The 26,032-nt window shown below is 65.6% G+C and carries 28 protein-coding genes; 16 read left to right on the forward strand and 12 right to left on the reverse strand.

Annotation, left to right across the window (positions count from 1 at the left end; translation table 11 throughout):
* The first annotated feature begins 14 nt into the window (after positions 1 to 14).
* The 5 genes from ABLE71_RS05620 to ABLE71_RS05640 all read left to right on the forward strand — a co-directional run bounded on the left by ABLE71_RS05620 (position 15) and on the right by ABLE71_RS05640 (position 4,029).
* Positions 15 to 635 carry a ribonuclease D gene (locus ABLE71_RS05620; protein ID WP_348782371.1) on the forward strand — a complete coding sequence of 207 codons (621 nt, stop codon included), beginning with the start codon at positions 15 to 17 and terminating at the stop codon, positions 633 to 635.
* A gap of 244 nt (positions 636 to 879) precedes the next feature.
* Positions 880 to 1,125 carry a hypothetical protein gene (locus tag ABLE71_RS05625; RefSeq protein WP_348782372.1) on the forward strand — a complete coding sequence of 82 codons (246 nt, stop codon included), beginning with the start codon at positions 880 to 882 and terminating at the stop codon, positions 1,123 to 1,125.
* Between the two features lie 133 nt (positions 1,126 to 1,258).
* Positions 1,259 to 1,513 carry a GlsB/YeaQ/YmgE family stress response membrane protein gene (locus ABLE71_RS05630; RefSeq protein ID WP_348782373.1) on the forward strand — a complete coding sequence of 85 codons (255 nt, stop codon included), beginning with the start codon at positions 1,259 to 1,261 and terminating at the stop codon, positions 1,511 to 1,513.
* Positions 1,514 to 1,551: 38 nt separating this feature from the next.
* Positions 1,552 to 1,698, forward strand: coding sequence for a hypothetical protein (locus ABLE71_RS05635; protein WP_348782374.1), 147 nt, complete (start codon positions 1,552 to 1,554; stop codon positions 1,696 to 1,698).
* A 126-nt stretch (positions 1,699 to 1,824) separates the two neighbouring features.
* Entirely contained in the window at positions 1,825 to 4,029 is a 2,205-nt protein-coding gene (locus ABLE71_RS05640) for a transglycosylase domain-containing protein (RefSeq protein WP_348782375.1), read from the forward strand.
* A 16-nt stretch (positions 4,030 to 4,045) separates the two neighbouring features.
* Here the strand turns inward: ABLE71_RS05640 and ABLE71_RS05645 are convergent, their stop codons facing one another.
* Positions 4,046 to 5,884: a cation:proton antiporter gene (locus tag ABLE71_RS05645; protein WP_348782376.1), complete on the reverse strand. Its 1,839-nt coding sequence runs from the start codon at positions 5,882 to 5,884 to the stop codon at positions 4,046 to 4,048.
* 253 nt (positions 5,885 to 6,137) lie between these two features.
* On the opposite strand from ABLE71_RS05645, the gene cysG reads away from it, so the two are divergent.
* The 5 genes from cysG to ABLE71_RS05670 all read left to right on the forward strand — a co-directional run bounded on the left by cysG (position 6,138) and on the right by ABLE71_RS05670 (position 10,979).
* Positions 6,138 to 7,583, forward strand: a complete 1,446-nt coding sequence (cysG, locus tag ABLE71_RS05650; RefSeq protein WP_348782377.1) for a siroheme synthase CysG — start codon at positions 6,138 to 6,140, stop codon at positions 7,581 to 7,583.
* Positions 7,580 to 7,888 carry a DUF2849 domain-containing protein gene (locus ABLE71_RS05655; RefSeq protein ID WP_348782378.1) on the forward strand — a complete coding sequence of 103 codons (309 nt, stop codon included), beginning with the start codon at positions 7,580 to 7,582 and terminating at the stop codon, positions 7,886 to 7,888. The genes cysG and ABLE71_RS05655 overlap by 4 nt, the downstream gene beginning before the upstream one ends.
* 62 nt (positions 7,889 to 7,950) lie before the next feature.
* On the forward strand, positions 7,951 to 9,621 hold the full coding sequence (locus tag ABLE71_RS05660) for a nitrite/sulfite reductase (RefSeq protein WP_348782379.1): 1,671 nt from the start codon (positions 7,951 to 7,953) through the stop codon (positions 9,619 to 9,621).
* Positions 9,596 to 10,348 (forward strand): phosphoadenylyl-sulfate reductase, encoded by a 753-nt coding sequence (locus tag ABLE71_RS05665; RefSeq protein WP_348782380.1) that lies wholly within the window; start codon positions 9,596 to 9,598, stop codon positions 10,346 to 10,348. The genes ABLE71_RS05660 and ABLE71_RS05665 overlap by 26 nt, the downstream gene beginning before the upstream one ends.
* Positions 10,349 to 10,430: 82 nt before the next feature.
* Entirely contained in the window at positions 10,431 to 10,979 is a 549-nt protein-coding gene (locus tag ABLE71_RS05670) for a DUF934 domain-containing protein (RefSeq protein ID WP_348783667.1), read from the forward strand.
* Positions 10,980 to 11,018: 39 nt separating this feature from the next.
* Here the strand turns inward: ABLE71_RS05670 and ABLE71_RS05675 are convergent, their stop codons facing one another.
* The gene (locus tag ABLE71_RS05675; RefSeq protein WP_348782381.1) at positions 11,019 to 11,375 is read right to left on the reverse strand and encodes a hypothetical protein; all 357 of its coding nucleotides are present in this window, start codon (positions 11,373 to 11,375) and stop codon (positions 11,019 to 11,021) included.
* Between the two features lie 101 nt (positions 11,376 to 11,476).
* Here ABLE71_RS05675 and grpE point away from each other — a divergent pair, with 101 nt between their 5' ends.
* Positions 11,477 to 12,139, forward strand: a complete 663-nt coding sequence (gene grpE / locus ABLE71_RS05680) for a nucleotide exchange factor GrpE (RefSeq protein WP_348782382.1) — start codon at positions 11,477 to 11,479, stop codon at positions 12,137 to 12,139.
* A gap of 37 nt (positions 12,140 to 12,176) precedes the next feature.
* Positions 12,177 to 12,809, forward strand: coding sequence for a trimeric intracellular cation channel family protein (locus ABLE71_RS05685; RefSeq protein ID WP_348782383.1), 633 nt, complete (start codon positions 12,177 to 12,179; stop codon positions 12,807 to 12,809).
* On the opposite strand, the gene ABLE71_RS05690 is transcribed toward ABLE71_RS05685, so the two are convergent.
* The 10 genes from ABLE71_RS05690 to sppA form a co-directional block, all read right to left on the reverse strand.
* Positions 12,721 to 13,155, reverse strand: a complete 435-nt coding sequence (locus ABLE71_RS05690) for a DUF1330 domain-containing protein (protein ID WP_348782384.1) — start codon at positions 13,153 to 13,155, stop codon at positions 12,721 to 12,723. The two genes, ABLE71_RS05685 and ABLE71_RS05690, sit on opposite strands and share 89 nt — an antisense overlap.
* A gap of 1 nt (position 13,156) precedes the next feature.
* The gene (locus tag ABLE71_RS05695) at positions 13,157 to 14,044 is read right to left on the reverse strand and encodes a GNAT family N-acetyltransferase (RefSeq protein WP_348782385.1); all 888 of its coding nucleotides are present in this window, start codon (positions 14,042 to 14,044) and stop codon (positions 13,157 to 13,159) included.
* A 180-nt stretch (positions 14,045 to 14,224) separates the two neighbouring features.
* Positions 14,225 to 16,489, reverse strand: a complete 2,265-nt coding sequence (locus ABLE71_RS05700; RefSeq protein ID WP_348783668.1) for an ATP-binding protein — start codon at positions 16,487 to 16,489, stop codon at positions 14,225 to 14,227.
* Between the two features lie 147 nt (positions 16,490 to 16,636).
* The gene (gene lspA / locus ABLE71_RS05705) at positions 16,637 to 17,125 is read right to left on the reverse strand and encodes a signal peptidase II (RefSeq protein ID WP_348782386.1); all 489 of its coding nucleotides are present in this window, start codon (positions 17,123 to 17,125) and stop codon (positions 16,637 to 16,639) included.
* Positions 17,122 to 17,979 carry an RNA methyltransferase gene (locus ABLE71_RS05710; protein ID WP_348782387.1) on the reverse strand — a complete coding sequence of 286 codons (858 nt, stop codon included), beginning with the start codon at positions 17,977 to 17,979 and terminating at the stop codon, positions 17,122 to 17,124. The genes lspA and ABLE71_RS05710 overlap by 4 nt, the downstream gene beginning before the upstream one ends.
* Before the next feature lie 58 nt (positions 17,980 to 18,037).
* Positions 18,038 to 19,081, reverse strand: coding sequence for a class I SAM-dependent rRNA methyltransferase (locus ABLE71_RS05715; RefSeq protein WP_348782388.1), 1,044 nt, complete (start codon positions 19,079 to 19,081; stop codon positions 18,038 to 18,040).
* A gap of 73 nt (positions 19,082 to 19,154) precedes the next feature.
* A complete protein-coding gene (locus tag ABLE71_RS05720; protein WP_348782389.1) occupies positions 19,155 to 20,129 on the reverse strand; it encodes an ornithine cyclodeaminase family protein in 975 nt (324 codons plus the stop codon).
* 34 nt (positions 20,130 to 20,163) lie between these two features.
* The gene (locus ABLE71_RS05725) at positions 20,164 to 20,490 is read right to left on the reverse strand and encodes a LapA family protein (protein WP_348782390.1); all 327 of its coding nucleotides are present in this window, start codon (positions 20,488 to 20,490) and stop codon (positions 20,164 to 20,166) included.
* Positions 20,491 to 20,512: 22 nt separating this feature from the next.
* The gene (locus ABLE71_RS05730) at positions 20,513 to 20,797 is read right to left on the reverse strand and encodes an integration host factor subunit beta (RefSeq protein ID WP_348782391.1); all 285 of its coding nucleotides are present in this window, start codon (positions 20,795 to 20,797) and stop codon (positions 20,513 to 20,515) included.
* 59 nt (positions 20,798 to 20,856) lie between these two features.
* Complete coding sequence (sppA, locus tag ABLE71_RS05735; RefSeq protein ID WP_348782392.1) at positions 20,857 to 21,831, reverse strand: signal peptide peptidase SppA; 975 nt, start codon at positions 21,829 to 21,831, stop codon at positions 20,857 to 20,859.
* 341 nt (positions 21,832 to 22,172) lie between these two features.
* On the opposite strand from sppA, the gene lptC reads away from it, so the two are divergent.
* From lptC to rpoN, 4 genes are all read left to right on the forward strand, one after another.
* Positions 22,173 to 22,892 carry an LPS export ABC transporter periplasmic protein LptC gene (lptC, locus tag ABLE71_RS05740; protein WP_348782393.1) on the forward strand — a complete coding sequence of 240 codons (720 nt, stop codon included), beginning with the start codon at positions 22,173 to 22,175 and terminating at the stop codon, positions 22,890 to 22,892.
* Positions 22,879 to 23,427 carry an LptA/OstA family protein gene (locus ABLE71_RS05745; RefSeq protein WP_348782394.1) on the forward strand — a complete coding sequence of 183 codons (549 nt, stop codon included), beginning with the start codon at positions 22,879 to 22,881 and terminating at the stop codon, positions 23,425 to 23,427. Before lptC ends, ABLE71_RS05745 begins: the two co-directional genes overlap by 14 nt.
* Positions 23,427 to 24,239, forward strand: coding sequence for an LPS export ABC transporter ATP-binding protein (gene lptB / locus ABLE71_RS05750; protein WP_348782395.1), 813 nt, complete (start codon positions 23,427 to 23,429; stop codon positions 24,237 to 24,239). The genes ABLE71_RS05745 and lptB overlap by 1 nt, the downstream gene beginning before the upstream one ends.
* Positions 24,240 to 24,448: 209 nt before the next feature.
* Positions 24,449 to 25,978 (forward strand): RNA polymerase factor sigma-54, encoded by a 1,530-nt coding sequence (rpoN, locus tag ABLE71_RS05755; protein ID WP_348782396.1) that lies wholly within the window; start codon positions 24,449 to 24,451, stop codon positions 25,976 to 25,978.
* Positions 25,979 to 26,032: the final 54 nt, after the last annotated feature.

Here is a 26,032-nt window from a genome sequence, read left to right on the forward strand (position 1 = left end):
CGGCCGAGGACACCATGACCGACATCCGCTTCCACAAGCACGATCTGCCCGACCTCAGCCGCTACGCCGTTCCGGCAGTGGCGATCGACACCGAGACGCTTGGCCTCAATCCGCACCGCGACCGGCTCTGCGTGGTGCAGATATCGCCGGGCGACGGCAGTGCCGACGTCATCCAGATCGCGCCCGGGCAGAGGGAGGCGCCGAACCTAGTCCGGCTGCTCGCCGATCCGTCCATCGTCAAGATCTTCCATTACGGCCGCTTTGACATAGCGGTGCTCTATCATGCGTTCGGCGTCATGGCCGAGCCGGTCTTCTGCACCAAGATCGCCTCGCGGCTGACACGCACCTACACCGATCGCCACGGGCTGAAGGACATCTGCGCGGAACTGCTGAACGTCGGCCTGTCCAAGGTGCAGCAATCGTCCGACTGGGCGGCCGAGACGCTGACGCCCGAGCAACTGGAATACGCGGCTTCCGACGTGCTCTACCTGCACCGGCTGCGCGAGGCGCTTTCGGGCCGCCTCGCAAGGGAGAACCGCGCCAGCGAGGCGGATGCCTGCTTCCGCTTCCTGCCTACACGGGCGAAGCTCGACCTGATGGGATGGGCCGAAGAGGACATCTTCGCCCATAGCTGAGCTGTCGGCTGCCTGCCGCCTATTCCGGCTTGCGGCGTGGTGGCGTGCGCGCCGGCGGTTGCGCGGATTCGGTCGGCTGGCTGCTCCACCAACGATAGAGCGCGTAGCCGGCAAGGGCGATCAGAAGTCGTTTCATCGGCATACCTCGATACGGTCGGGTTTCCCAACCAATCCGCAAGGCACCCAAACGGTTCCCTTTGGCATTTCACCGCAGACCGCTAAAGTGAGGCAGAGGAGACCCGGCATGGCACAGAAACCCATCGACACCGCCCCGAAGGACGGGCGCAAGGTCACGGTTTTGTGGACCGACCGCGACGGGCAGGAGAATGAAACCATCGCGCAGTACCGCTCGCTCGACCGGCTGAGGCTCGCGGGCGGCGACTGGGACGAGGGCGACGCCGGCTGGTGGGCCTATGTCGACAGCGACACGCAGAAACGCATCGAGCCGCATAGCTGGAAACCTGCATCCGCAGGCGACGAAGAAGAGTGACTTGAAGGCCGAATGGGCCGCAGAATGCGGCTCTCGCCGGGATTCCATTTATCCACTATCATGAACGCGATGTGCGACTGATTCGTGCCTTCCGCCGTTTCGGGTTCGTGCTTCACATCGGAGGGGAATCGCCATGGGAATTGAAAGTCTTCTCGTCTTCCTCATCGTGGGCGCGATCGCCGGCTGGCTCGCCGGCCTGCTCGTCAAGGGCTACGGCTTCGGCCTGCTCGGCAACATCGTGGTCGGCGTCGTCGGTGCTTTAATCGCCGGCTGGCTGTTTCCGACGCTCGGCATCTCGCTCGGAAGCGGCATCGCCGCCGCGATCATCCATGCCGTCATCGGCGCTGTGATCCTGCTGGTGCTGATCCGGCTCATCAAGCGCGCCTGACGAGCGACGGCAGACGCGAACAAGACAGGGCAGCGCCGATGAAACAGAACCAGCTCTATCTGGTCATCGGCGCGCTTATCGTCGCGGTTATCGCGCTCGGCATCTACGTCTATCGCGAGGAATCGAAGCCGGCCGGCATCGAACTCAAGATCGACGAATCCGGCATCTCCATCCAGGAAAACTGATTTTCTGATGTCCGCATGCCGTTCCGGAGCCTGTCGGCGTTGGAGACGGCGGCGCTTAACCCCACCTTAAATCGCCGCATTTAGCTTCCAACCCGAGCCGTCTTCGGGATTGGACCAGCGCATTTCATGGCGAAACGAAACGACCGGCGCATCGAGCCGACATTCGACGGGCCGGCAAAGGGCAAGGCTGCGCGCGGCCTGTCCGTCAGCGAGGACGACCGCGTCGTGCCCAGCCGGCGCGCCAAGCCGGCACCCAAGAAGAAGGCCGCCGCACCCCGCGGCCGCAATCGCTCAGCCAAACGTGGCGGCTTGATCGGCGGCATCGGAAGGCTTGCCTATTGGGCCTTCGTGCTGATGATCTGGTGCGGCATCGCCGGCGCCGGCATTGTCGTCTATTACGGCGCCAAGATGCCTGCGGCGACGACATGGTCGATCCCCGACCGCTCGCCCAACATCAAGATCGTCTCCGCCGACGGCCGGCTGCTCGCCAACCGCGGCATGACCGGCGGCGAGGCCGTCGGGCTGCACGAGATGTCGCCCTATATCCCGCAGGCGGTGATGGCGATCGAGGACCGCCGCTTCTATTCGCATTTCGGCATCGACCCGATCGGGCTGGCGCGCGCGATGGCGACGAATGTGATGCATGGCCGCTTCACCCAGGGCGGCTCGACGCTGACACAGCAGCTGGCGAAGAACCTGTTCCTGAAGCCGGACCGGACCGTTGAGCGCAAAGTGCAGGAAGTGCTGCTCGCGCTGTGGCTGGAGCAGAAGCACACCAAGGAACAGATCCTCGAAATGTACCTCAACCGGGTCTATTTCGGCTCGGGCGCCTATGGCGTCGAGGCGGCGTCGCGGCGCTATTTTGGCAAGAGCGCGCGTGACGTATCGCTTTCCGAGGCTGCCTTGCTGGCGGGACTTCTGAAAGCGCCGTCCAGGCTTTCGCCGGCACGCGACCCGAAGGCGGCGGAGGAGCGCGCGCAACTGGTGCTCGCGGCGATGCGCGACGAGAAGATGATTGGCGACAAGGAGCTGACCACGGCGATGAGTGCGCCGGCGACGCGCGCCGCCGCTTACTGGACCGGCTCTGAGAACTACGTCGCCGACCGCATCATGGAAGAGCTGCCCGGCCTGATTGGCGAGGTCCGCAGCGACATCATTGTCGACACGACGGTCGACCTGACGCTGCAGGAGCTGGCGGAGAAATCGATCCGGCGGCTGGTCGACGAAAACGGCGAGAAGCTCAGCGTCACCCAGGGCGCGCTGGTGTCGATCGACAATTCGGGCGCGGTGCGCGCCATGGTCGGCGGCCACGATTATGCCAACAGCCAGTTCGACCGTGCCTCGGAAGCGCGCCGCCAGCCCGGATCGGCCTTCAAGCCGTTCGTCTACATGGCCGCGCTGGAGCAGGGCCGCACGCCCGACAGCGTGCGCAACGACGCGCCGATCAAGATCGGCAAATGGACCCCGGAGAATTACAACGGCAAGTATTTCGGCAAGGTGACGCTGGCGACAGCGCTGGCGAAATCGCTGAACTCTGTGGCGGCGCAGCTGACCATGGAGGTCGGCCCCGAATCGGTAGTCGAGGCGGCGCACCGCATGGGCATCGAGAGCGACCTGCAGGCTAACACGTCGATCGCGCTCGGCACGTCGGAGGTGACGCCGCTGGAATTGACGGCAGCCTATGTCCCCTTCGCCAATGGCGGCTACCGGCCCGACATCCATTTCGTCAAACGCATCACGACGACCGAGGGCGAGGTGCTTTACGAAAACACCGGCGGCGGCAATCCTCGCGTCGTGCGCTCGGAAATCGTCGGCATGATGAATTCCATGATGACCGGCACCGTCGAGACAGGCACCGCCCGGAAGGCCGCCTTCGCGTGGCCGTCGGCCGGCAAGACCGGCACCAGCCAGAACTCGCGCGACGCCTGGTTCATCGGCTACACGGCAAACCTCACCACGGGCGTCTGGTTCGGCAACGACGACGGCGCGCCAATGAAGAAGGTAACCGGCGGCGCGCTGCCGGCGCTGGCATGGCACGAGTTCATGGTGGCGGCGCATGAAGGCGTTCCGGTTGCGCCGTTGCCCGGCACCTGGCGCTCCGGCGACGGAACCGCGGTGTCGTCCCATCCGAGCGTTCCGGCCGGCGAGCAGCCGTCCGAACCCGCGCCCCGGCGGCAGGCCGAAAGCCAGCGGACGGAAAGCGCGGACTACGGCCGGCCGCAGGAAGAGACGCCGACCTCGTCGATTCGCCGCATCGTGCCGCCGGGCGATGTCGGCGTGCCGGCGCCGCGGCGCACGAATTCGATCCTCGACATATTGACCGGCGGCTGAGGCGTCGGGCCTCCACTCAGGAAGCCTGAGGCCCGGACGGTTTAGGCGCTGCCGGCGCATCTCCGGGCAATATCGGATCGGGCGCGCCGCGCAGCACTTCCTCGACGATGCCGCGGGCGATCTCGCGCTCGCCCATGATCACGGTGTTTGCGCCGAGCCCGGTCAGATGTTCGACCTCGGCATCGGAATGGGCGCGCGCGATGATCTCGATGCCAGGATTGGCCGCGCGGGCCCTGAGCACGATCTGTCCGGCCTCGAAGGCGTTGGGTATGGCGAGGATCAGCCTGCGCGCCCCGGCCGCGTTCGCGGCGGCGAAGACGCCGGCGTTGGCGGCATTGCCGGTGACCGTCTCGATGTCTTCGGCACGAAGGCGTGCAACCGTCTTGTCGGCATCCTCGATCACCAGGAAAGGCATGTTGCGCGCCTTTAGCGATTGACCGACGAGGCTGCCGACGCGGCCGTAGCCGATAAGGATCGTGTGGTCGGTGAGCGCGGTCGACGGTGGCGGGCCGTCTTCTGTACGAGCGCTGTCCGTCGCCGGGGCGAGCGAGGCAACCGCGCCGGCCTCCGTCGCCGGGCCGAGCGGCGCCCTGGTTTCGGAAGGCTGTGCCAAAGGCGCAGCGGCGCGTTTTTCCAACCACGGCTTCAGCCGGTCGATGCCGGCAAAGACCAGCGGGTTGAGCACGATGGACAGGATCGCGCCGGCAAGGATCAGGTCGCGTCCTTCCTCGGGCAGCAGGTTCAGGCCGACGCCGAGTTCGGCCAGGATGAAGGAGAACTCGCCGATCTGCGCGAGGCTTGCCGAGATCGTCAGCGCCGTGCCGATCGGATGGCGGAACGCCACGACGATCAGGAAGGCAGCGACCGACTTGCCGACGATGATGATGAAGACCGTGGCGAGGATCGGCCATGGCTGTTCGAGCAGGCTCATCGGATCGAACAGCATGCCCACCGAGACGAAGAAGAGCACCGAAAAGGCATCGCGCAGCGGCAGCGATTCCTCGGCCGCGCGGTGGCTGAGCTCGGACTCGCTCATGATCATGCCTGCGAAGAACGCGCCGAGCGCCAGCGATACGCCGAACAGATGCGAAGCGCCGAAGGCGACGCCGAGCGCGATGGCGAGCACCGACAGGCGGAACAGCTCGCGCGAGCCGGTATGCGCGACGTAGTGCAGGATCCAGGGGATGACGCGGCGGCCGACCACAAGCATCAGCGCGACGAAGGCAGCGACCTTTGCCAATGTGACGCCGACCACCCCCCAGACGCCAAAGTTGGCGGGCAACGCGAAGACCTCGACGCCCGCGGCCGGAACGTCGCCATTTGTTCCGCCAAGCACGCCCGCCAGCGCCGGCAGCAGGACCAGCGCCAGCACCATCGCCAGATCCTCGACGATCAGCCAGCCGACCGCGATGCGGCCGCGTTCGGTCTCGATCAGCCGGCGCTCCTGCAATGCGCGCAGCAGCACGACGGTAGAGGCGACGGAAAGCGCCAGGCCGAAAACCAGACCTGCGCCGATGCTCCAGCCGAGCGCCCAGGCAAGGCCGGCGCCGAGCACGGTGGCGAAGGCTATCTGCACGATCGCGCCTGGCACGGCGATGGCGCGTACCGACAACAAATCCTTGAGCGAGAAATGCAGTCCGACGCCGAACATCAGAAGGATGACGCCGATCTCGGCGAGTTCCAGTGCCAGCGATTGGTCCGCCACGAAGCCCGGCGTGTTCGGACCGACGAGCACGCCGGCGACGAGGTAACCGACCAGCGGAGGAATGCGGAAACGGTTGGCAAGGGCGCCGAAGATGAAAGCCAGCCCCAGGCCGGCGACAATCGTTGCTATAAGCGGCGTCTCATGCGGCATCGTTTGGTGGCGGCCTTTCGCGGCAAGACGGGATCTGGTGGATGCTGCCGAAAGGCCGCATGCGCACTATGATTGACGGGCGCGCCCCAGCGCAACCCAAATGGGCGCGAAACACGTGCAGGAATAAATTTCTCCGCTTGGAGGGCTTCGCGCAAAAGCGATTGCGCGGCTGTTTGGGGCAAGCGACTGCGTTTCTTTAGAATTCAGCCGCTTGCCGGTAGAACGACCGACTACCATACCGGAACTGGATTTCATGACCCAGGGAACCCCCAAGCTGAACGCATTCCCGATCTTCATTCGGGTCGAGGGCGCAGCCGTGGTCATCGTGGGCTGCGGCGACGAGGCGCTGGCCAAGGCGCGGCTGCTCAGCCAGTCGAGCGCGAAGCTGCGCATCGTGGCGGCTGAGCCCGAGTCCGCCTTGTCGGAGTGGATCGCGACCAACGGCGCCGAGCATATCGACGCCGCCTATGCGCCTGACCATCTGAGAGGCGCCGTGCTGGCGTTCGCCGCCACGGGCGACGAAGCGCTCGACCGCCGCATCTCCGAGGACGCCCGCGCTGCGGGCATTCCGGTGAATGCCGTCGACCGGCCGGAACTCTGCGATTTCTTTACGCCCGCCATCGTCAACCGGGCGCCGCTCGCCGTCGCCATCGGCACCGAAGGCGCAGGACCTGTGCTCGCGCAGTTGGTGCGCGCAAGGATCGACCGGCTGCTGTCGCCCTCGCTGGGACCGCTTGCGACGCTGGCTAATTCCTTTCGCGAGGCCGCGGAGCGCCTGCTGCCGAAGGGCAGTCCGCGCCGGCGCTTCTGGAGCGAATTCTTCAACGGTGCGCCCGCGCGCGCCATGGAGGCCGGCGACCGGGCCGGCGCCAGCCGCGCGGTATCGCGGCTTCTGTCCCGCTCCACTGACGCCCAGGGCCATATCGCGCTGGTGGGCGCGGGGCCAGGCGCGGAGGATCTGCTGACCTTGCGCGCACAACGCCTGCTCATGGAAGCCGACGTGATCGTCCATGACGCGCTGGTGCCGGAGGAGGTCGTCGCCATGGGGCGCCGCGACGCGGAGCGGCTGCCGGTCGGCAAGCGCAAGGGCTGCCACTCGAAGAGCCAGGCCGATATCAACGCGCTGCTGGTGAGGCTCGGGCGCGAGGGCAGGCGCGTGGTGCGGCTGAAGTCGGGCGATCCGCTGGTGTTCGGCCGCGCCGGCGAAGAGATGGCGGCGCTGCGCGACGCGGGAATCTCCTACGAGGTCGTGCCTGGTGTCACCGCGGCCTTCGCCGCCGCCGCCGATTTCGAGCTGCCGCTGACGCTGCGCGGCGTCTCCTCCTCGATGGTCTTCACCACCGGCCACGACCTCAAGGGCGGCACGCTGCCGGACTGGGCGAAGCTCGCCATTTCGGGCGCGACGGTCGCCGTCTACATGGGCCGTTCGGTGGCGGCGGACGTCGCCTCGCGGCTGATCGAGGCGGGCCTGTCACCCGACACGGCGGTCGCCGTGGTCGAGAATGCCAGCCAGGCGAAACGCCGGCGCTTCCACGGGACGCTCGCCGACCTGCCCTCGCTCGAAGCGCGCGGCGACCTCACCGGCCCCGTCATGACTGTTATCGGCGACGCGGTCGCGGGCGCAAACTTCGAACATTCCGAGCCGCTCGCGGCACACAGGCAGGAAGCGGCGATCAAGCTGCAGGGAGCCGACGCATGAAGGTACTCACGGCAAACCGGCTGACCGACGGCGAGGCCGTGTGGTTCGCGAAAGATGGTTCCTGGGCCGAAGAGATCGGTCTTTCGGAGGTCGTCGGCGACAAGGAAGGCGAAGCCAGACTGGAAGCGATCGGCAAGGCGGCCCTCGACAACAACGAAGTCGTCGACGTCAATCTGATCGATGTCGAACTGGTTGACGGCGGGATCGTGCCGCAGCGCCTGCGCGAACGCATCCGCGCAGCGGGTCCGACCAATCGTGTCGATCTCGGCAAGCAGGCCCGTCAGGGAGAAACCCGGGCGGCATAGAGCCTGAAAAGATCATGCTCAAACAGGAAGACAAGCGGGCGGACGCGCCCTGAAAGACGAAAATGTACCGTTACGACGAGTTCGATCACGATTTTGTAAAAGCCCGGGTCGCCGAGTTCAGCGACCAGGTCGAGCGGCGCCTCGCCGGCGAGATTACCGAGGACCAGTTCCGTCCGCTGCGGCTGATGAACGGCGTCTACCTGCAGCTGCACGCTTACATGCTGCGCATCGCAGTGCCCTACGGCACGCTGAACGCGAAGCAGCTTCGGATGCTCGGCCACATCGCCCGCAAATACGACAAGGGCTACGGGCACTTCACCACGCGCCAGAACATCCAGTTCAACTGGCCGGCGCTGTCGGACATTCCTGCCATCCTCGCCGACCTCGCCTCGGTCGAGATGCATGCCATCCAGACATCAGGCAACTGCATCCGCAACGTGACGGCCGACCATTTCGCCGGCGCGGCCGCCGACGAGGTCGCCGACCCCCGGCCCTATGCCGAGATCCTGCGCCAATGGTCGTCGGTGCATCCGGAATTCTCCTACCTGCCGCGCAAGTTCAAGATCGCGGTGACGGGGGCGGAGCGCGACCGGGCTGCCATCCAGACGCATGACATCGGCCTGCATCTGAAGAAGAACGAGAAGGGCGAGCTCGGCTTCGCCGTCTATGTCGGCGGCGGACAGGGCCGCACGCCGATGATCGCCAAGAAGATCAGGGACTTCCTGCCGGAAGAGCACCTGCTCTCCTATTCGACCGCGATCCTGCGCGTCTACAACCTCTACGGACGCCGCGACAACAAATACAAGGCGCGCATCAAGATCCTGGTTCACGAGACCGGCGCGGAGGAATTCGCCCGCCAGGTCGAGGCCGAATGGCAAGCGCTGATGGACAGCGAGCTGAAACTGCCGGACGCCGACATCCGCGCCATCGACGCCTATTTCGCGCCGCCGGCGCTCGCAGCCCGGCCGGAAGGCGACGAGGCAATCCGGTTGGCCCGGCTCGATTCCAGGAGCTTCGCTGAATGGCTCGACCAGAATGTCGTCACGCACCGGCATCCGGACTATGCAGCCGTCACCATTTCGCTGAAGGGCATCGGCGAGGTTCCCGGCGATGCCAGCGACAGCCAGATGGAGGCGGTCGCCGATCTCGCGGAAAAGTACGCTTTCGACGAGATCCGCGTCAGCCACGAGCAGAACCTGATCCTGCCGCATGTCGCGCGCGCCGACCTGAAGGCCGTGTATGACTGGCTGGTCGAGATCGGCTTCGCCACCGCCAACTCCAACCTGATCTCGGACATCATTGCCTGCCCTGGCCTCGACTATTGCGCGCTGGCCAACGCCCGCTCGATCATCGTGGCGCAGAACATCTCCAAACGTTTCGCCTCGCTGGAGCGCCAGCGCGAGATCGGCGAACTGAAGCTGAAGATATCGGGCTGCATCAATGCCTGCGGCCATCATCATGTCGGCCACATCGGCATTCTCGGCGTCGAGAAGAAGGGCGCCGAACTCTACCAGGTCACGCTCGGCGGTTCGGCCGACGAGAATACCTCGGTCGGCGAGATCATCGGCCGCGGCTTCGGCCCCGACGAGATCACCGACGCGATCGAAACCATCGTCGACACCTATCTCGCCATCCGCAGCGACGCCGGCGAAAAGTTCCTTGACGCCTATCGCAGGGTCGGCCCGGCTCCGTTCAAGGAGGCGCTCTATGCTGGCGAAGCCAAGGCCGCGTGACGCCGAGGTCGAGGCTCTCGGCCGCGCCGCGAGCCTCGACGCCCTCTACGGCCATCTGCCGGCCGAGAAGATCGTCGAACTCTCGATCCGCGAGGAGTTTGCGGGCGAGGTCGCGGCCGTCTCATCGTTCGGCGCGGATTCAGCGGTGCTGCTCGACATCATCGCGCGCGTCGACCGCACTTTGCCCGTGCTGTTCCTCGATACGGGAAAGCATTTCGAGGAGACGCTCTCCTACCGCGACGCGCTGGTCGCCGATTTCGGCCTGACCGACCTGCGCGTGCTGACGCCCGACGAGGCGGCGCTCGAACGGCTCGATCCCGACGGCAGGCTGCACCAGTCCGATACCGATGCCTGCTGCGACATCCGCAAGGTGGAGCCGCTGGCGCGGGGCGTGGCGCCGTTCCGCGCCTGGTTCACCGGGCGCAAGCGCTTCCAGGCCTCGACGCGCGCCGCACTGCCGGTGTTCGAATCGGTCGGCTCGCGCATCCGCATCAATCCGCTGGCGCGCTGGACCACGTCGGACCAGGCCGACTACATGCGCTCGCACAGCCTGCGCGAAAACCCGCTGGTGGCCTATGGCTACCTCTCCATCGGCTGTTTCCCCTGCACGCAGCCGGTCAAGCCCGGCGAAGATGCGAGGAGCGGCCGCTGGACCGGCCAGGCCAAGGTCGAGTGCGGCATCCACCTGACCGGCCTCGACGCGTCGCTGACCGACGCCTCGCTTTAAGGCAGAACCCATGCCCACCATCGTCCCGTTCCGTCGGGTCGCACTGGAAACCGATAGAAGAATAGTTCATATGCTGGCCCTCATGACCGAAACCAAGCCCGAAGCCAGCGCGCCGCCCGCGCCGCGCCTGTGGACGCCCGACGGCTTCCGCGACGACGAATGGACGCATGCCGAAAGCGCCGAGGCGCTGGCCGGCAACGGCCGCTTCATCCTGCCGATGCAGGTGTTTCTCGCTCTCGACCCGGATCAGCGGAAATCGGCCAGGGAGCGGCTCGGCGTGCTGGTGCAGCCCGGCGACAAGCTCGACGCTATAGTCGGCCTGCTCGACGACCTGTCGCTGGTCGCGCTGGCTTTCCCGGCCTTCAACGACGGGCGCTCCTTCTCCAAGGCGGAGCTGCTGCGCTCCCGCCACCATTTCGAAGGCTCCATCCGCGCCACCGGCCAGGTGCTGGTCGACCAGCTGCCGCACATGCTGAGGCTTGGCTTCGACGAATTCGAGGTGTCGCATCCGGTGCTGATCGAGCGGCTGGAAAAGGGCGAGGTGGGAGGGCTCGGCCTCTACTACCAGCCGACCGGCAAGGAATCGGCCAAAACAGGAACATACTCCTGGCGACGGAAAAAGGGCGCGTAAGCCCGCCGCGATGTCAGCAAGGCAGACTGAACCGTTCTACTACCAATCTCCATGCCCGTTCCTGTCTGGACCGCGTTGAGAGGATTCGGCGCGATCGAGTTCAGCCAGCAGGTTGGAGAACCGCTCCGGGATCTTGTGCTCTACCCTGAAGCCCGGCAAGGCGCGCAGAAACCGCGATGTGCCGGCTGATCCGAACTGCTTGCGGATCTCATCCTGCAGGATATTGGCGCTGTTTGGCTTGTTGCGGGGCATGGTCTTCCAACTCTTTGTTCGCTCAGGAACTGCCCTGCGTTTGAATGGTTCCGCATCCGGCGTCGCAGGGCAAGCCACAGCGTCGATCAAGGTAAAGTTTGATTTAATGTTGAATGGCGGTGGCGGGCCGGCCTTCTCCGGCATGTCTGTTTGGCCCTCGCTTGCTTCCCGCGGCCAACTGCCCTTGATTTTTTACCTCCAAACATCGATATGCGGCGCAACCTCCAGTACTGATGGACCACGTTATGAGCGACCACGCAAAAGACGAACGCGCGCCCAACGACGATCAGCTTTCCGAGGCCGGGTCCGCCCAGGCCCAGCCTACCGGGAATCAGGCCGAACGGACCGAGGGCACGGTCAACGACGATTACGAAGCTCTTGTCCGGCTGCTCAAGGAAAACGAGGAACTGAAGGATCGCGCCCTTCGCGTCGCGGCCGAGATGGAGAATCTGCGCCGCCGCACGGCGCGGGACGTGCACGACGCGCGCTCCTATGCGATCGCCAATTTTGCGCGCGACATGCTCTCCGTCTCCGACAATCTGCGCCGCGCACTCGACGCCATCCCATCCGAGGCAAAGGCCTCCGGCGACGCCGGATTCAAGGCGCTGATCGACGGCGTCGAGATCACCGAGCGCGCGATGCTGTCGGCGCTCGAACGCCACGGCGTGAAGAAGCTGCAGCCCGAAGGCGAGAAATTCGACCCGAACTTCCACCAGGCGATGTTCGAGATACCCAATCCGGACGTGCCGGCGAACACGGTCGTCCAGGTGGTGCAGCCCGGCTACTCGATCGGCGACAGGATCCTGCGCCCCGCCATGGTCGGCGTCGCCAAGGGCGGGCCGAAAGCCGCGAACGAGACGCCACCCGAGCCGGGCCCGGTGGACGGCCAGGCCGAGACCGACGCCTGATCTTTCGGCCTCCGCCGCATTCGTCTATGGCTGACGGATGGAGCATATTCTGCTGCTCGACTATGCCGGGGTGGCGGTTTTCGCCGCCACCGGCGCGCTCGCCGCATCGCGCAAGGAACTCGACATCATCGGGTTCCTGTTCCTGGCATGCGTGACCGGCATAGGTGGCGGAACGTTTCGCGACGTTATCCTGAATGTGCCCGTCTTCTGGGTGGGCAACCGCGACTACGTGCTGATCTGCGTGGCCGTGGCGGTCATCGTGTTCTTCACCTCGCATCTGGTGGAGTCGCGTTACAGGCTGCTCCTGTGGCTCGACGCGATCGGACTCGCGGCCTTCTCGGTCATGGGCGCGGCCAGAGGCCTCACGATCACCGGATCGCCTGTCATCGCCATTGTCACGGGAGTGCTGACAGCGGCCTTCGGCGGCATATTGCGCGATCTGCTGACGGGAGAGCCTTCCGTTCTGCTCAGGCCCGAAATCTACATTACGGCGGCCATGGCGGGTGCGGCGGTCTATACGATTGCCGACCTAGCCCTGCTGCCGACCGATGTCTCGGCGCTGATTGCCTTCGCGGCCGCCTTCATCGTACGCGGAGGAGCGCTGAAATACGGCTGGAACGTACCGACCTACAAGAGCCGCCCCGGTCGGCACCCGAACGACATTCCGTAAGGCCGGTTAGATAGCTACGCCTTCCATGGCGATGATACGGGTCCTGGCGCAGGTCTTTCGCAGCGCCTTGAGCGGGAGCGTATTCGGGCGAGTCGTACCAAGCCGTCAGCGATGTCATATCGGGAAATTCGATGATGACGAGGCGGTGCGGCTCCCAGTCCCCTTCGAGCACCTTGGTCTGTCCGCCGCGACCGAGATAGCGCCCGCCATAGCGCTGTTCGGTGGCCGGTACGTCGCGTCGATAGGTTTCGAATGCGCCTGCGTCGATAATGTCGACGTCGGCTATCAGATAGGCAGCCATGGCATCGTCCTCGGTTGGCGCGGACGAAATGGCCGACAGCGCCATTTCAAGCCGCGAAGCGCTCGGCCTCTCCGCTGTAGTAACTCACATAGCGGGCGGAGATTTCCTTGACCGGCATGACGATGAAGACGTCGACCGTGCCGAACTGGTGGTCGATCACGCAGCCGTCTCCGATCTTGGCGCCGACGCGGAGATAGCCCTTGATCAGCGGCGGCATCGCCGCGAGCGCCGACTTCATGCCGATCGCCTCGGCGGGCACGAGATCCATCGGACAGTAGCGGCCCGACACGGCGCGGACATCCCACTCAAGGCTGGCCCGGCAATGGTGCGCCAGATAGGACAGCGCCTCGGCATGCGCGGCCGGCACCGTGCCGTGGAAGGAGGCGCAGCCTGTCATCACCCCGATGCGGTGGTGGTTGATATAGGCCCAGATGCCCTGCCACAAAATCTCGATCGTTCGCTTGGAACGGTATTCGGGCAAAACGCAGGAGCGTCCGAGCTCGAGGAAGCGCTGGCCCGGATGGCGTGCAACCAGCTTGGTCAGCTCGAACTCGCCCTCCGAATAGAAGCCGCCAGCCTCGGCGGCGATTTCCTGGCGCAGGAGCCGGTAGGTGCCGACGATCCGCCGGTGGTCCGGGCCGGGAAGCGACGTGTCGAACACCAGGAGATGGTCGCAGATATCATCGAAGCGGTCGGCGTCGCGTCCGGCCGTCGAATTCAGGTCGAGCTGCCTGGCGCCGAGCTCGTCATAGAAGACGCGGTAGCGGACCTCCTGCGCGGCGGCGATCTCGGCGGGATTGCGTGCGAGACGCACTTCCAGGGTGCCGATGCGTCCGAGCGTTGCGGCGGGGAGAATGTCTTCGCAATAGCGTTCGCACAGTGCGGAAACCGCGGCGGTCGGGTGAGCCTCACGATCCGGCAAAACAGCACGCACGGGTGATTCTCCTTCGAGCCAACCCTCTCCTGGCGCGGGATAAGCGCGGTGTGCAACAGGATTGTGACACTACCGTGATCGGCAGGTCCGGGCAATAGTTTGCCGGCCCCCCATGGTCCGCCCGGGAAATGCAGCCGGCTCAGCGCCTGGCGCGCCTGTGCACCACGGACGATCGGTGTATCAGGCAGCGCGTTCTTCCACGGTGCGCACGAGCGCCTCCGGATCGAGCGGTTTGGTGACGAAGCCGCTCGCCCCATGCGCAAGGACGGCATGCCGCGTCTTCTCCTGGCTGTCCGCCGAAAGAACCAAGATCGGCACGGGCGGGACGCCGACCTCCTCCTCGTAGCGGCGGATGGCGGCGATCGCGTCGAGGCCGTCCATCACCGGCATATGGAGATCCATCAGCACCACGTCGTAGCGGCGTTTTCGACCGCCGCCGGTGACGGCCTCGACGGCCGCTTTGCCGTTGCCGACGATATCGACGCGGTGGCCGGCCTTGAGCAGCGTCGCCCTCGCCAGCATGGCGTTGATGTCGTTGTCTTCGGCGACGAGGATAGCCAGCCCCGGCAGGCGGTTGTTGACGCGCGGCGCCTTGACGGCGACCTCCTGCCTATCGATGGAGCGGGCCGGTTCCTGCGGATGTGTGAGCCCGGCAAGCAGCACACGCAGCAACGTCTCGCCGCGTACCGGTCTGGCGAGGAAGGTCGAATAGCCGCTGGCGCGGAATTCGCCGAGCATGCCGCGGTCGGTCGGCGCGATCATGGTGATGGCGTCGGCCGTGGCGAAGCCGCTCTGGCGCAGGCGCTTCAGCACCCTGCCGTCGGCCTTTTCGATGGCGGCGTCGACCAGCAGCGCGGTGCACCCTGCCGCGTGTATCGCGGCCTGCGCCACGGTTGCCGCGATTTCGACCGCGCCGCCATGCGCGCGGATGGTCATTGCGATGGCCTCGGTTTCGACGGCGTTGTTGGAGAGCACAACGACCTTGCGGCCGGCGAGCACCTGGCCGCGCATCTGCGGCCCTTCGGTGGCGCCCGCCGCCGGGATCTCGAAGGCGAATTCCGATCCCTTGCCCGGCTCGCTGATGACCGAGATCGTGCCGCCCATCGAGCCGACGAGGCGTTTCGATATGGCGAGGCCGAGGCCGGCGCCGCTATGCACCCTTGTCGAACTGCCGTCGGCCTGCTCGAATTCCTCAAAGATGCGCTCCACGTCCCCGGCCTGCAACCCCGGTCCGGTGTCGGAAACGGCGAAGCGGATCGCGCCGTCCGTGCCGTTGCCGGACCTCGTGACCGTCAGCAGGACGCCGCCGGCATCGGTGAACTTGACGGCGTTGCCAAGCAGGTTGAGCAACACCTGCCTTATGCGGCCCGGATCGGCGGTGATCATCTGCGGAACGTCGGGCGCGACATGGCAGCCCAGGCCGATGTTCTTGGCGAAGGCCTTGGCGGCGAGCAGCTCGACGACGTTGTCGGCGATCTCGCGCGGCGACATCGGCTGCGGTTCGGCGTCGAACCGGCCGGCCTCGATCTTCGAATAGTCGAGCAGGTCCTCGATCAGGGCGAGCAGCGCGCTGGCCGACGTGGAGACGGCGCCGACATAGGTCCGCTGCTCCGCCGAAAGCTCGGTGTCGGCGAGCAGCTTCGCCATGCCCATGATGCCGTTCATCGGCGTGCGTATCTCGTGGCTGACGGTTGCCAGGAACCGCGACTTGGCCTGGCTGGCAAACTCGGCCCGCTCGCGCGCGTTGATGAGCGCCGTTTCAGCCTGCTTGCGCGAGGTGATGTCGCGCGCGATCGCCCGGTGCGAGACATGGTCGCTGGCCTTGTCGCGCACCGACAGTTCGATCCAGGAGAACCAGCGGATTCCGCTCGGCGAGCGGATCGCCACATCCGTCGAACTGAGGCACTCACCGTCGGAGAATGCGGCATCCGGCACGATGCCGACATCGACGCCCAAGCGGGCAAGCGTCTGGCCGATGAGATCCCGCTGGTCCACCCCGACCAGATCCGCAAAGACCTTGTTGGCGTAGACGATGCAGCCTTCGCGGTCGCGGTGGACGACGAGGTCGCCGAGCGCGTCGATCAGGCCGCGAAAGCGCTCCTCGCTCTCCTGCAGTTCCCACATGCGGTCGGCAAGCGTCTCGACCTCGGCGCGATTGCGCTCGGTGCTCTCGGCGATGATCGACCTGGCCCGGCTTTCCGTACGCAAAGCCCGCGCGAGCACGGCGAGGCAGGCAACGCCGGCGGTGGCCAAGGCGACGACCAGAAAATCGGGCGCGCCGGTCAGCCGGGCTACCCCGGCGAGCGCGAGGATGGCGGTTATGGCGGTGAATGACAGGAACCGCGGCGTGCGTTTCGGCAATTCCGGGACGAGCGGCGGCGCGGCCATAAGCTGCCTGTCCCGCGCGCCGCCTTCGGCGCCGACGGCATGGCTCGCCGCTGCCATTCTATCGTCCTGCGAGAGGTCCGTGGTCATGCGGACAGCCTTGGCAGAGACAGATTAGGGAAGCTTTTGGCCGATAGGTCAAATTTTAGCGGTTTGCCGGGAACGAAGCAAAATCCGCGGTTTCGTGCGGAAAAATCACATTTCGCCCTATTTGGGCGATTGCGCGTCCCTGCGCTGGCGGCGCCAGCCCAGCAACTCCTCCAGCAGCACCATGGCCGCGCCGATCGTGATGAAGGCATCGGCGAGGTTGAAGATGGCAAACGACCAAACCGGCGTATGGAACAGGATGTAGTCGATGACATGGCCGTAGGCCGCGCGGTCGATGAGATTGCCGATCGCGCCCCCGATGATCAGCGCAAAGCCGATCCTCGCCAGCACCTGGTCGCCCGCCGAGCGGCTGGCGAGATAGAGGACGAAAGAGATGACGGCGAGCGACACCACGATCAGCCCGGTGTCGCCGAAAGACGACAGCATCGAGAAGGCGACGCCGGTGTTGTAGGTGCGGTAGAGCGACAGGAACGGCAGGAGTTCGACCTGTTCGTGCAGGACGAGCCGCGTCTCGACGACATATTTGATCCACTGGTCGAGCACTACCGCGACCGCCGTCAGTCCGGCATAGGGTGCGAGCCTCGTCACGAGCGCGAGTCTCCGTCGAGCTTCAGCGCGGCGCGCCTGATCTCGAAAAGCATCACGCCGGTCGCGACCGCCAGGTTCAGGGAATCGGCGCGGCCGGCTTGCGGGATGCGCAGCAGCCGGTCGCAGCCCGCCGCGAGTTCGTCCGTCAGGCCCTGCTGCTCGTTGCCCATCACGAGGAGCACGGGCTGTGCGCCGAAGTCGACCGTGCGGTAGTCGACGGCGCCCTTGAGATGGGTCCCCGCGACCAGCCCGGAAAAGCCCTTGCGCCAGGCGAGGAACGCCTCCTGCGAGGCTTTCGCTACCGGCACGGCGAAGATCGAGCCCATCGTCGCGCGCACTGTTTCGAGCGAGAACGGATCGGTGGTCTCGCCGACAAGGATCACGCCCTTTGCACCGACGGCATCAGCGGTCCGGATGATCGTGCCGAGATTGCCGGGATCGCGCACCCGGTCGAGCGCCACCCAGACGTCGCCTTCGCCCGGGCTGATGCCCTTCAGCGGCATGAGTTTCTGCGCGAAGACGCCGACGACCGCTTGAGGGTTGTCGCGCCGGGTGATGGCGGTCAGCACCTTCTCGGAAACCTCGAGCACGGTTCCGCCGGCGGCCACGGTCCGCGCCGCGACCTTTTCCACCGCCGGATTGCCGCGCGCCGACTTGGCGAAGACCAGCGTCCTGATCGACCAGCCGAGGTCGAGCGCGTCGATGACGAGCTTCAGCCCTTCGGCCATGAAGGCGTTCTGCTGGTCGCGGAATTTCTTCAGCGACAGCGCCTTGATGTCCTTGACCAGGGGATTGGCGAGGCTGGTGACCTCCTTGACCTGACCCGGCGCGCCGTCGCCGCGGTTCTGGATCATGGCGTTTCTCTTTTTGGCCGCATGATCCGATCCAAAAACCGGCATCCACTTTTTGGGATCATGCGGCAATCCACCGCGAAAAGAGCGAGGTCGACAAGGCGCGCCCGGCCGATTTCTCGCGGATGATCAGTTCGCCGGACTCCACCGTGCCGCCCATGCCGGCGAAGGCGTCGCGCATCAGCGCATGGATGGCGAAGAAGGAGGCGCGGATGGAATAGGCCGTCAGCACCACGGCAAGCGGCCTGGGCGTGAGGATGCTGCGGCAGATTTCTGTCAGAGCGGGAAGGTCCTCGAAGAGTTGCCAGACCTCGCCCTTGGGCCCGCGGCCGTAGGCCGGCGGGTCGAAGAGGATGATATCGTAGAGGCTGCCGCGGCGCGCCTCGCGCTCGGCGAACTTCATCGCATCCTCGCAGATCCAGCGGATCGGCTTCTGCTGGAGGCCTGCCATCTCCTGGTTCTCGCGCGCCCAACCGATCGCCTTCTTCGATGCATCGACATGGGTGACCTCGGCGCCCGCGCGGGCCGCCACCAGCGAGGCCAGTCCCGTGTAGCCGAACAGGTTCAGCACCTTCACCGGCCGTTTTGCCGTCTCGATGAGGCCGGCCATGTGGTCCCAGTGCGAGGCCTGCTCGGGGAAGACGCCGACATGGCGGAACGAGGTGAAGCGGCCAAGATAATGGACGCCGTCATGCTTCATCGGCCAGGTCTCGCCGAGCGGCGCTTGCGGGAAGCGCCAGCGTCCCATGCCTTCTTCGTCGGTATCGCCGGTGAAGACCGCGTCGGCGCTGCTCCACTCGCCTTGCGCCAGCGCGCGCCGCCATATCGCCTGGCCCTCCGGGCGCACGATACGGTACGGCCCGTACTGCTCCAGCTTCTCGCCATCGCCGCTGTCGAGCAACGCGTAGCCGGCATTCGGGGCGACTTCGAGGATCACCGGCAGTTTTTCGGCCGGCAGCGCGCCGGAACGGCGGGGCTGATGCTGGCGTGGCGCAGGCCTCTCGGCGACGCTCTGGGGACGGTCGGGCTGCGTTGGCGCTTGCCGTGGCTGTTGCCGGCCCGGCTCGAAACGTCTTTCGTGGCGATGGTCGCGCGTCGGCTTCAACAGGCTCTCCGGACGATGCTGGCCGCTTTTGGCACAGGCTTTCCGGCCGCGCAACAAAGCCTCCCGCGGCAGGTCAGGCTTTCGTGCCGCGCTTCTCGAACACGGCCACTGCCGCGGCCAGATCCTCCAGCGCCGCGCCCACCGACTTGAACAGCGTGATTTCCTCGGCGCTTTCGCGTCCCTTCTTCTCGCCGCGCGCCAGTTCATGCAGGTCGGCGACGATGGCTTCCGGCTTGAGCAGGCCGGATGCAAGAGGCTGGACGATGTCGCCCGCCTCCTTGGTCGCGCCGGCGCGCGTGTCGACATAGACGCGGGCGCGGCGGATCGTGTCGTCGTCACTCTCGCGCATGGCCGGCGTGAAGCCACCGACGAGGTCGACATGCGTGCCGGGCTTCAGCAGTGCCCCCTTGACCAGGGGCGTGGTGGCGATGGTGGCCGCCGAAACGATGTCGGCCCAGCCGAGCGCGGAATCGAGATCTTCCGCTACCCCGGCCTGCAAGCCTTCCGCGGCAAGCTGGGCGGCGACCTTCGCCGCGTTGGCCGGCGTTCGGTTCCAGACCCGGATGTCGCGGATCGGGCGGACAGCGGCATGAGCTCGCGCCAGGAACGGCGCCATCGCGCCTGCCCCGACGATAAGCAGCTTCGACGCGTCCTTGCGTGCCAGGTAGTCGGCCGCCAGCGCCGAAGCGCAAGCGGTTCGCCATTGCGTCAGCCGCTGCCCATCGATCAGCGCCCTGGGCTCGCCCGTCGTGCCGTCGAGCAGCAGATAGACGCCCATCACCGCGGGCTTGCCGAGCGCGTTGTTGTCGGGCGAGACGGTGACGATCTTGACCCCGATGTAGCCGTTGCCTGAAGCGTTCGCCGCGCCGAAATCGGTCCAGGCCGGCATCAGCAGGAGCGTGGACGCCGCCGCGCCGCCGGGCCGTTCGACCGTATGGTGATGGCGCACCGGCTGGATGGCGCCGGCCCTGAAGGCCTCGCGCAACGTTTCCACGAGGCCGGGAAAGGTCAGCGCGCGATCGACGTCATCGGCCGATATCGTCAACATCCCAGTACCCTCGATCGGAAGCGAGCCGTGGCGCTCAAGGTCGCGGCAGTTGCGGCGCAACCCGCGCCGGCGGCGTGCTGGCAGCCGCTTGCCGCAGCATCTCGGCCTCCTGGCTGCGCTGGCGCGCCAGCTTGCGGTAGCGGTGCTGCTTCACCCAGGTGGCCAGGCTGCCGACGAACATTCCGACAATCATCGCGGCAAAGATGAGCACGAAGAGCGGCATCTGCCAGGTGAGCGCCGGGTTGCCGGGATTGAATGGATCGAGCGTGAAGGAAGCCGGGCCGCGATTGGCGACGGCCAACGCGACCAGGATAATGGCGAGCGGCACGAGGACCGCGATAAGTATGATACGGTTGAGCATTGCCGGGGTTCTGCCGAGCGGACTATTTGCCGCCGTTCAGCCTTTCACGCAACTCCTTGCCGGTCTTGAAGAACGGCACCCATTTCTCCTCCACTTCGACCGATTCGCCCGTTCTCGGGTTGCGGCCGGTGCGCGCTGGCCGATTCTTTACGGAAAACGCGCCGAAACCCCTGAGTTCGACGCGGTTTCCGTCGGCAAGCGCGTCGGTGATTTCCTCGAAAATAGCGCTGACGATGTTCTCCACGTCCCTCAAAAACAGATGCGGATTGCGTGACGCGATAAGCTGCACGAGTTCGGATTTTATCATGAGTGCGGTCCCCGCCAATATCACTCTGCCAGAATATGCGGATGATTTTGTTGTCTTTTTCAGTCGCCCCACACGGCATTTTCAGGTTGCCAGACCGACAGGAGACCGTCAAGGAACAAGCGCTCGCCGCCAAGTTCCTTGAGCAGGCCTGCGCCATGATCGGGCAGGCCCATGAGCCGCGCGGCCGCTCCTGCCAGCGCCTCGGAGGACAGGAACCAGCTGTCGCTCTTCGCCTTCCACTCGATGACCTCCAGCTTGCCGTCCACGCCCTTGGTGGAAAGCCAGCCGATCGCCTCGCTCTCGCCGCCGAGTTCGTCGACCAGTTTTTTCTGCAGCGCCTGGCGGCCGGTGAAGATCGAACCGTCGGCAAGTGCGGTGGCCTCGCTCCTGGTCAGCGGGCGGCGCTCGGCGACGAGGCCGACGAACCAGTCGTAGCTGTCGAGGATCATCGAGCGGACCATCGCCCGCTCCTCGTCGGTGGTCGGGTTGAAGGGCGAAGGCTCCGCCTTCAGCGGCGACGACTTCACCTCCTCCAGCTTCACCCCGATCTTGTCCATCAGGCCGGTGACGTCGGGGAACTGAACCAGCACGCCGATCGAGCCGACGATCGACGACTTGCGCGCGACTATATGGTCCGAGGCGGTGGCGATCATGTAACCGGCCGAGGCCGCCAGCGTTCCCACCTGGGCGACGACCGGCTTGTCCGCGGCGAGCTTGCGGACCTGGTCGAAAATCGCCTCGCCGCCGGCCGTCGTTCCGCCAGGCGAATCGATCGACAGGATCACGCCCTTGACGGAACGCGACTCGCGAATCGTTTCCAGCCGCTCGAGCAGTTCCTCGTCTTCGGTGATTGTGCCCTCGATGCGGACCTTGGCGATGTGATCGGCGGCGGCGGCGCCGAAATCCTCCCGCAGCATCCAGGCGGCTGCCGAGGCCAGGCATATGGCCGCGATGGCGAGTGCGGCGACACGCCAGAATGTGAGCTTGCGCCGCAGGCGCCGTCGGTCGATCAGGTCGTCGGCGCGCATGGCCATGAAACTCTCCTGTGCCCGCGAAAATCGAAGCGTCTTAGAACAAGCTCGCGACCGCCGCCACCTGGTTTTCTCGCCCGCCAGCAAGTGGGCCGGATGAGCGTCGATCCAGGCTGCGCCAAGCCGGGCTGGTCAAACTTCCCAAAATAACCATATTAGGGTGCAAATCGCGATCGTGTAAGATTTCGTGATGACGTCATTTGCGGCATCAGGCCTCGCGCGGGGCGACAAACTTGGCTGGCCGCTTCGAAGAGCGTTCAAGCTCACACGGGTTTAGGATTTGTTGGGATAATCCGGCCTAAGCCGCCGGATATTCCAGCACTTGGCAACGGAAGGCGAGCGCGTTGGCGCGATCAACCGAATCGACCGGCACTCACGCGGACTTTGCCATTTCGGCAGCGGGAGACGCGGGGAATTCGCGCGCCGAGGCTTTCAGCCAGGCCGAGCGGCATTCGCGCAGGGTTCACAGACTGAAGATCATGCTGCCGTTGCTGGCGGTCGTCATGTCGGTCGGTTTCATCGGCTATTCCTACCTCTCGACGCCGGCGTCCGTGACCGTCCAGACGGAAGGCTCGGCCTTCACCGAAGGCAAGCTGGTGATGGACAGCCCGAAGCTCGAAGGTTTCACCAAGGACGGACGGCCCTATTCGGTGAGCGCTGCCCGCGCGACGCAGGATTTCGACAAGCAGGACATCATCAGCCTCGACGGCATCGACGCCAAGATGCCGGTCGAAGCGGAGAATTGGGCGAGGGTCGAAGCCACGAGCGGCGTCTACGACCGCGCGGCCAACACGCTCGACGTATCGACCGACATACTGGTTACCACGACCGACGGCATGGTCGCCAAGTTGAAATCCGCCTTTCTCGACATCGCCAACGGCAGCTTGAAAAGCACCACGCCCATCGATATCCAGTCGCATGGGTCGAGGATTACCGCGGACTCCATGGCGGTGCTCGAAAACGGCAAGCGGGTGATTTTCGAGACGCATGTGCGGGTGTACATCGACCCTGTCCAGATGAAGGCCGCGCAAGCAGCCAGGGGAGACATGAATGCGTCGAATTGAATCTCTGGCGGCGACGGCGTTCGCGCTTGCTCTGGCCTGCGGCGCGGCGCTCGCCCAGACCGACGCCGAAAGCCGCCTAACCGGGCTGCGCCTGAACGGCAACGAGCCGATCGAGATCGAAAGCGACAAGCTCGAAGTCAGAGAGGCCGAGAACGTCGCGGTCTTCACTGGCAATGTCAGCGTCACCCAGGGACCGACCATACTGAAGTCCGGGACCATGACCGTCTTTTATGCAAAGGACGGCGGTTCGGCGGCGACCGGTTCATCGAACATCGAGCGGCTTGAGGTGGACGGCAAGGTCTATGTCAAGTCGGACAAGCAGGTCGCCACCGGCGACAGGGGCGTCTTCGACATGAAGACCGAGGTGCTGGTGCTTTCGGGCAGCGAAGTTGTCCTGTCGGAAGGCAACAACGTGCTGCGCGGCTGCAAGCTGACCGTCCAGATGAAGTCCGGCCGTGCCCAGGTCGACGGCTGTTCCAAGGGGAGCGGCAGCGGGCGCGTGCAGATGAAGCTCGATCCTTCGTCCAGGCAGTAATGGCCGCAAAACCCTCGCTTCTGTCGCGCCTGCTCGGACGGCGCCAATTGGCCGCGCCCGCGGTGAAGCGCAGCGAGATCGCTGCCTTCAAGGGCACCTTGATCGCCAAGGGACTGACCAAGAGCTACAAGAGCCGGCGCGTTGTGAACGGCGTCTCGCTGGGCGTTCGAGCCGGCGAGGCGGTCGGCCTGCTCGGGCCTAACGGCGCCGGCAAGACCACGTGCTTCTACATGGTGACCGGGCTGGTGCCCGTGGACCATGGCACGATCGAGATAGACGGATTCGACGTCACCTCGATGCCGATGTACCGCCGCGCCAGGCTCGGCATCGGCTATCTGCCGCAGGAATCCTCGATCTTTCGCGGCCTGACCGTCGAACAGAACATCCGCGCCGTGCTTGAGGTCGTGGAAAAGAGCCGAAAGCAGCGGGAATACGACCTCGACGCGCTGCTCGACGAGTTTCACATCGCGCATCTCAGGAAGGCCGCGTCGCTATCGCTGTCCGGCGGCGAGCGGCGGCGCCTCGAGATTGCACGGGCGCTCGCCAGCCGGCCCAACTACATGCTCCTCGACGAGCCCTTCGCGGGCATCGACCCGATCGCAGTCGCCGACATCCAGCTGCTGGTGCGGCATCTCACGGCGCGCGGGATCGGCGTGCTCATCACCGACCACAATGTGCGCGAGACGCTCGGCCTCATCGACCGTGCCTATATCATCCATGCCGGCGAAGTGCTCACGCATGGCCAGGCGGACGAGATCGTCGCCAACCCGGACGTGCGCCGGCTCTATCTCGGCGAAGGCTTCACGCTCTGATCGCCACTTGCCGCGCCAACGCCGTTGGGACGCGAAAAACACGCTGCGGGCACCGGTTTTATCCCCAAAGCCGCGTCTAAACGCTCCGGTAAGGCCGGTCTGCTAGCTCTTAATCCTTGACAAGCAAAAGCCGGGCCACTTTCTATGGCTGGCAATATCCGCACCGGGCTGGGCAAGCGTGCGAGTACGCGGGAGCAACGGGTTCGCATATGGGACTGACCGCCAAACTTCAGCTGAGGCAGTCGCAGACGCTTGTGATGACGCCACAGCTGATGCAGTCCATCAAGCTGCTGCAGCTCACCCATATCGAGCTCGAACGTTTCGTCGACGAGGAGATCGAGCGCAATCCCCTGCTCGATCGCGCCGAGCCGCGAGACGACGCGGCGGCCGACCAGTTGCAGAAGCAGGAAGGGCTTGCGGAAGAGGCGTCCGGGGGTGACTGGTTCGAGAACGAGCGAGCCTGGACGTCCGAGGCGATCTCCGACAAGCTCGACACCACGCTGGAGAACATATTTCCCGACGATCCCGGCACCTCGGAACGGCTCGGCCCCGACCTGACGGCGCAGTGGAAGTCGGCAGGCGGGGGCACCGGCGGCAGCGGGTCGACGGACGGTTTCGACATGGACGACATGGCGGCGGCGGCCGTCACCTTGCGCGATCACGTCAGCGAGCAGATCGCCTTCGCCTTTCCCGATCCCGAGGCGCGGCGCATCGCGCGCGAGCTGGCGGAAAACTTGGACGAAGCCGGCTACATGCGGGCTGACGTCGCCGAAATCGCCGCCCGGCTCGGCGCGACTCCGGACCGCGTCGCGGCGGCCCTTTCGGTCTGCCAGACCTTCGAGCCCATCGGGCTTTTCGCAACCGATCTCGCCGAGTGCCTGGCGCTGCAGCTTGGCCAGCGCGACCGCCTCGATCCGGCGATGCGGGCGCTGCTCGGCAATCTCGATCTCCTGGCGCGCCGCGACTTTGCGTCGCTGAAGCGCATCTGCGGCGTCGACGAAGACGATCTCCTCGACATGCTGGCGGAAATACGCGCGCTCGATCCGCGTCCGGCTACGCGTTTCGTCGGCGGCAATACCGATGCGATCGTCGCCGACGTGGAGGTGCGGGCGGCGGGCGACGGCAGCTGGGCGGTGGAGCTCAATCCCGAAACCCTGCCGAGGGTTCTGGTCGATCATATCTATTTCGCGCAGGTCGCCGGCCTCGCCAAGGACCAGGTCGAGAAGGACTTCCTCTCGGAATGCCTGCAGAACGCCAACTGGCTGACGCGAAGCCTGGACCAGCGCGCGAAAACCATCCTCAAGGTCGCCTCCGAGATCGTGCGCCAGCAGGACGCGTTCCTTGCGCATGGCGTGCGTCACCTGCGGCCGCTCAATTTGCGCACGGTGGCGGACGCCATCGGCATGCACGAGTCGACGGTGAGCCGCGTGACTGCCAACAAATACATGCTGACGCCGCGCGGCGTGTTCGAACTGCGCTACTTCTTCACCGCCTCGATCGCAGCCGCCGGCGGCGGCGAGGCGCATTCATCGGAATCCGTGCGCGACCGCATCCGCGAGATGATCGATGCGGAGAAGCCGGCGGACGTGCTCTCCGACGACGCGATTGTGGATATGCTGCGGGAAAGCGGCGTCGACATCGCCCGGCGGACCGTGGCCAAGTACCGGGAAAGCATGAGTATTCCCTCTTCGGTGCAGCGCCGCCGCGAGAAGCGGGCAAGGGTAACGGCCGGACGGTGAGTGCCGTCCGGAATAGCGACTTCGGGCAGCTTCATTGACATTCCTGGGCGAAGT

This window comes from Mesorhizobium sp. KR9-304 (assembly GCF_040049215.1).
GTDB lineage: Bacteria > Pseudomonadota > Alphaproteobacteria > Rhizobiales > Rhizobiaceae > Mesorhizobium_K.

Excerpts from the sequence above, each read along its gene's own strand:
- ABLE71_RS05665 (WP_348782380.1), top strand. The coding sequence starts at position 9,596 with ATGCTGGCGAAGCCAAGGCCGCGTGACGCCGAGGTCGAGGCTCTCGGC.
- ABLE71_RS05710 (WP_348782387.1), bottom strand. The coding sequence starts at position 17,979 with ATGATCCAGAACCGCGGCGACGGCGCGCCGGGTCAGGTCAAGGAGGTC.
- ABLE71_RS05725 (WP_348782390.1), bottom strand. The coding sequence starts at position 20,490 with ATGCTCAACCGTATCATACTTATCGCGGTCCTCGTGCCGCTCGCCATT.
- ABLE71_RS05640 (WP_348782375.1), top strand. The coding sequence starts at position 1,825 with ATGGCGAAACGAAACGACCGGCGCATCGAGCCGACATTCGACGGGCCG.
- cysG (WP_348782377.1), top strand. The coding sequence starts at position 6,138 with ATGACCCAGGGAACCCCCAAGCTGAACGCATTCCCGATCTTCATTCGG.
- ABLE71_RS05700 (WP_348783668.1), bottom strand. The coding sequence starts at position 16,489 with ATGGCAGCGGCGAGCCATGCCGTCGGCGCCGAAGGCGGCGCGCGGGAC.
- ABLE71_RS05675 (WP_348782381.1), bottom strand. The coding sequence starts at position 11,375 with ATGCCGGAGAAGGCCGGCCCGCCACCGCCATTCAACATTAAATCAAAC.
- ABLE71_RS05660 (WP_348782379.1), top strand. The coding sequence starts at position 7,951 with ATGTACCGTTACGACGAGTTCGATCACGATTTTGTAAAAGCCCGGGTC.
- ABLE71_RS05635 (WP_348782374.1), top strand. The coding sequence starts at position 1,552 with ATGAAACAGAACCAGCTCTATCTGGTCATCGGCGCGCTTATCGTCGCG.
- ABLE71_RS05745 (WP_348782394.1), top strand. The coding sequence starts at position 22,879 with ATGCGTCGAATTGAATCTCTGGCGGCGACGGCGTTCGCGCTTGCTCTG.
- ABLE71_RS05655 (WP_348782378.1), top strand. The coding sequence starts at position 7,580 with ATGAAGGTACTCACGGCAAACCGGCTGACCGACGGCGAGGCCGTGTGG.
- rpoN (WP_348782396.1), top strand. The coding sequence starts at position 24,449 with ATGGGACTGACCGCCAAACTTCAGCTGAGGCAGTCGCAGACGCTTGTG.
- sppA (WP_348782392.1), bottom strand. The coding sequence starts at position 21,831 with ATGGCCATGCGCGCCGACGACCTGATCGACCGACGGCGCCTGCGGCGC.
- grpE (WP_348782382.1), top strand. The coding sequence starts at position 11,477 with ATGAGCGACCACGCAAAAGACGAACGCGCGCCCAACGACGATCAGCTT.
- ABLE71_RS05645 (WP_348782376.1), bottom strand. The coding sequence starts at position 5,884 with ATGCCGCATGAGACGCCGCTTATAGCAACGATTGTCGCCGGCCTGGGG.
- ABLE71_RS05670 (WP_348783667.1), top strand. The coding sequence starts at position 10,431 with ATGACCGAAACCAAGCCCGAAGCCAGCGCGCCGCCCGCGCCGCGCCTG.
- lptB (WP_348782395.1), top strand. The coding sequence starts at position 23,427 with ATGGCCGCAAAACCCTCGCTTCTGTCGCGCCTGCTCGGACGGCGCCAA.
- ABLE71_RS05620 (WP_348782371.1), top strand. The coding sequence starts at position 15 with ATGACCGACATCCGCTTCCACAAGCACGATCTGCCCGACCTCAGCCGC.
- ABLE71_RS05630 (WP_348782373.1), top strand. The coding sequence starts at position 1,259 with ATGGGAATTGAAAGTCTTCTCGTCTTCCTCATCGTGGGCGCGATCGCC.
- ABLE71_RS05625 (WP_348782372.1), top strand. The coding sequence starts at position 880 with ATGGCACAGAAACCCATCGACACCGCCCCGAAGGACGGGCGCAAGGTC.
- ABLE71_RS05730 (WP_348782391.1), bottom strand. The coding sequence starts at position 20,797 with ATGATAAAATCCGAACTCGTGCAGCTTATCGCGTCACGCAATCCGCAT.
- ABLE71_RS05685 (WP_348782383.1), top strand. The coding sequence starts at position 12,177 with ATGGAGCATATTCTGCTGCTCGACTATGCCGGGGTGGCGGTTTTCGCC.
- ABLE71_RS05690 (WP_348782384.1), bottom strand. The coding sequence starts at position 13,155 with ATGGCGCTGTCGGCCATTTCGTCCGCGCCAACCGAGGACGATGCCATG.
- ABLE71_RS05720 (WP_348782389.1), bottom strand. The coding sequence starts at position 20,129 with ATGTTGACGATATCGGCCGATGACGTCGATCGCGCGCTGACCTTTCCC.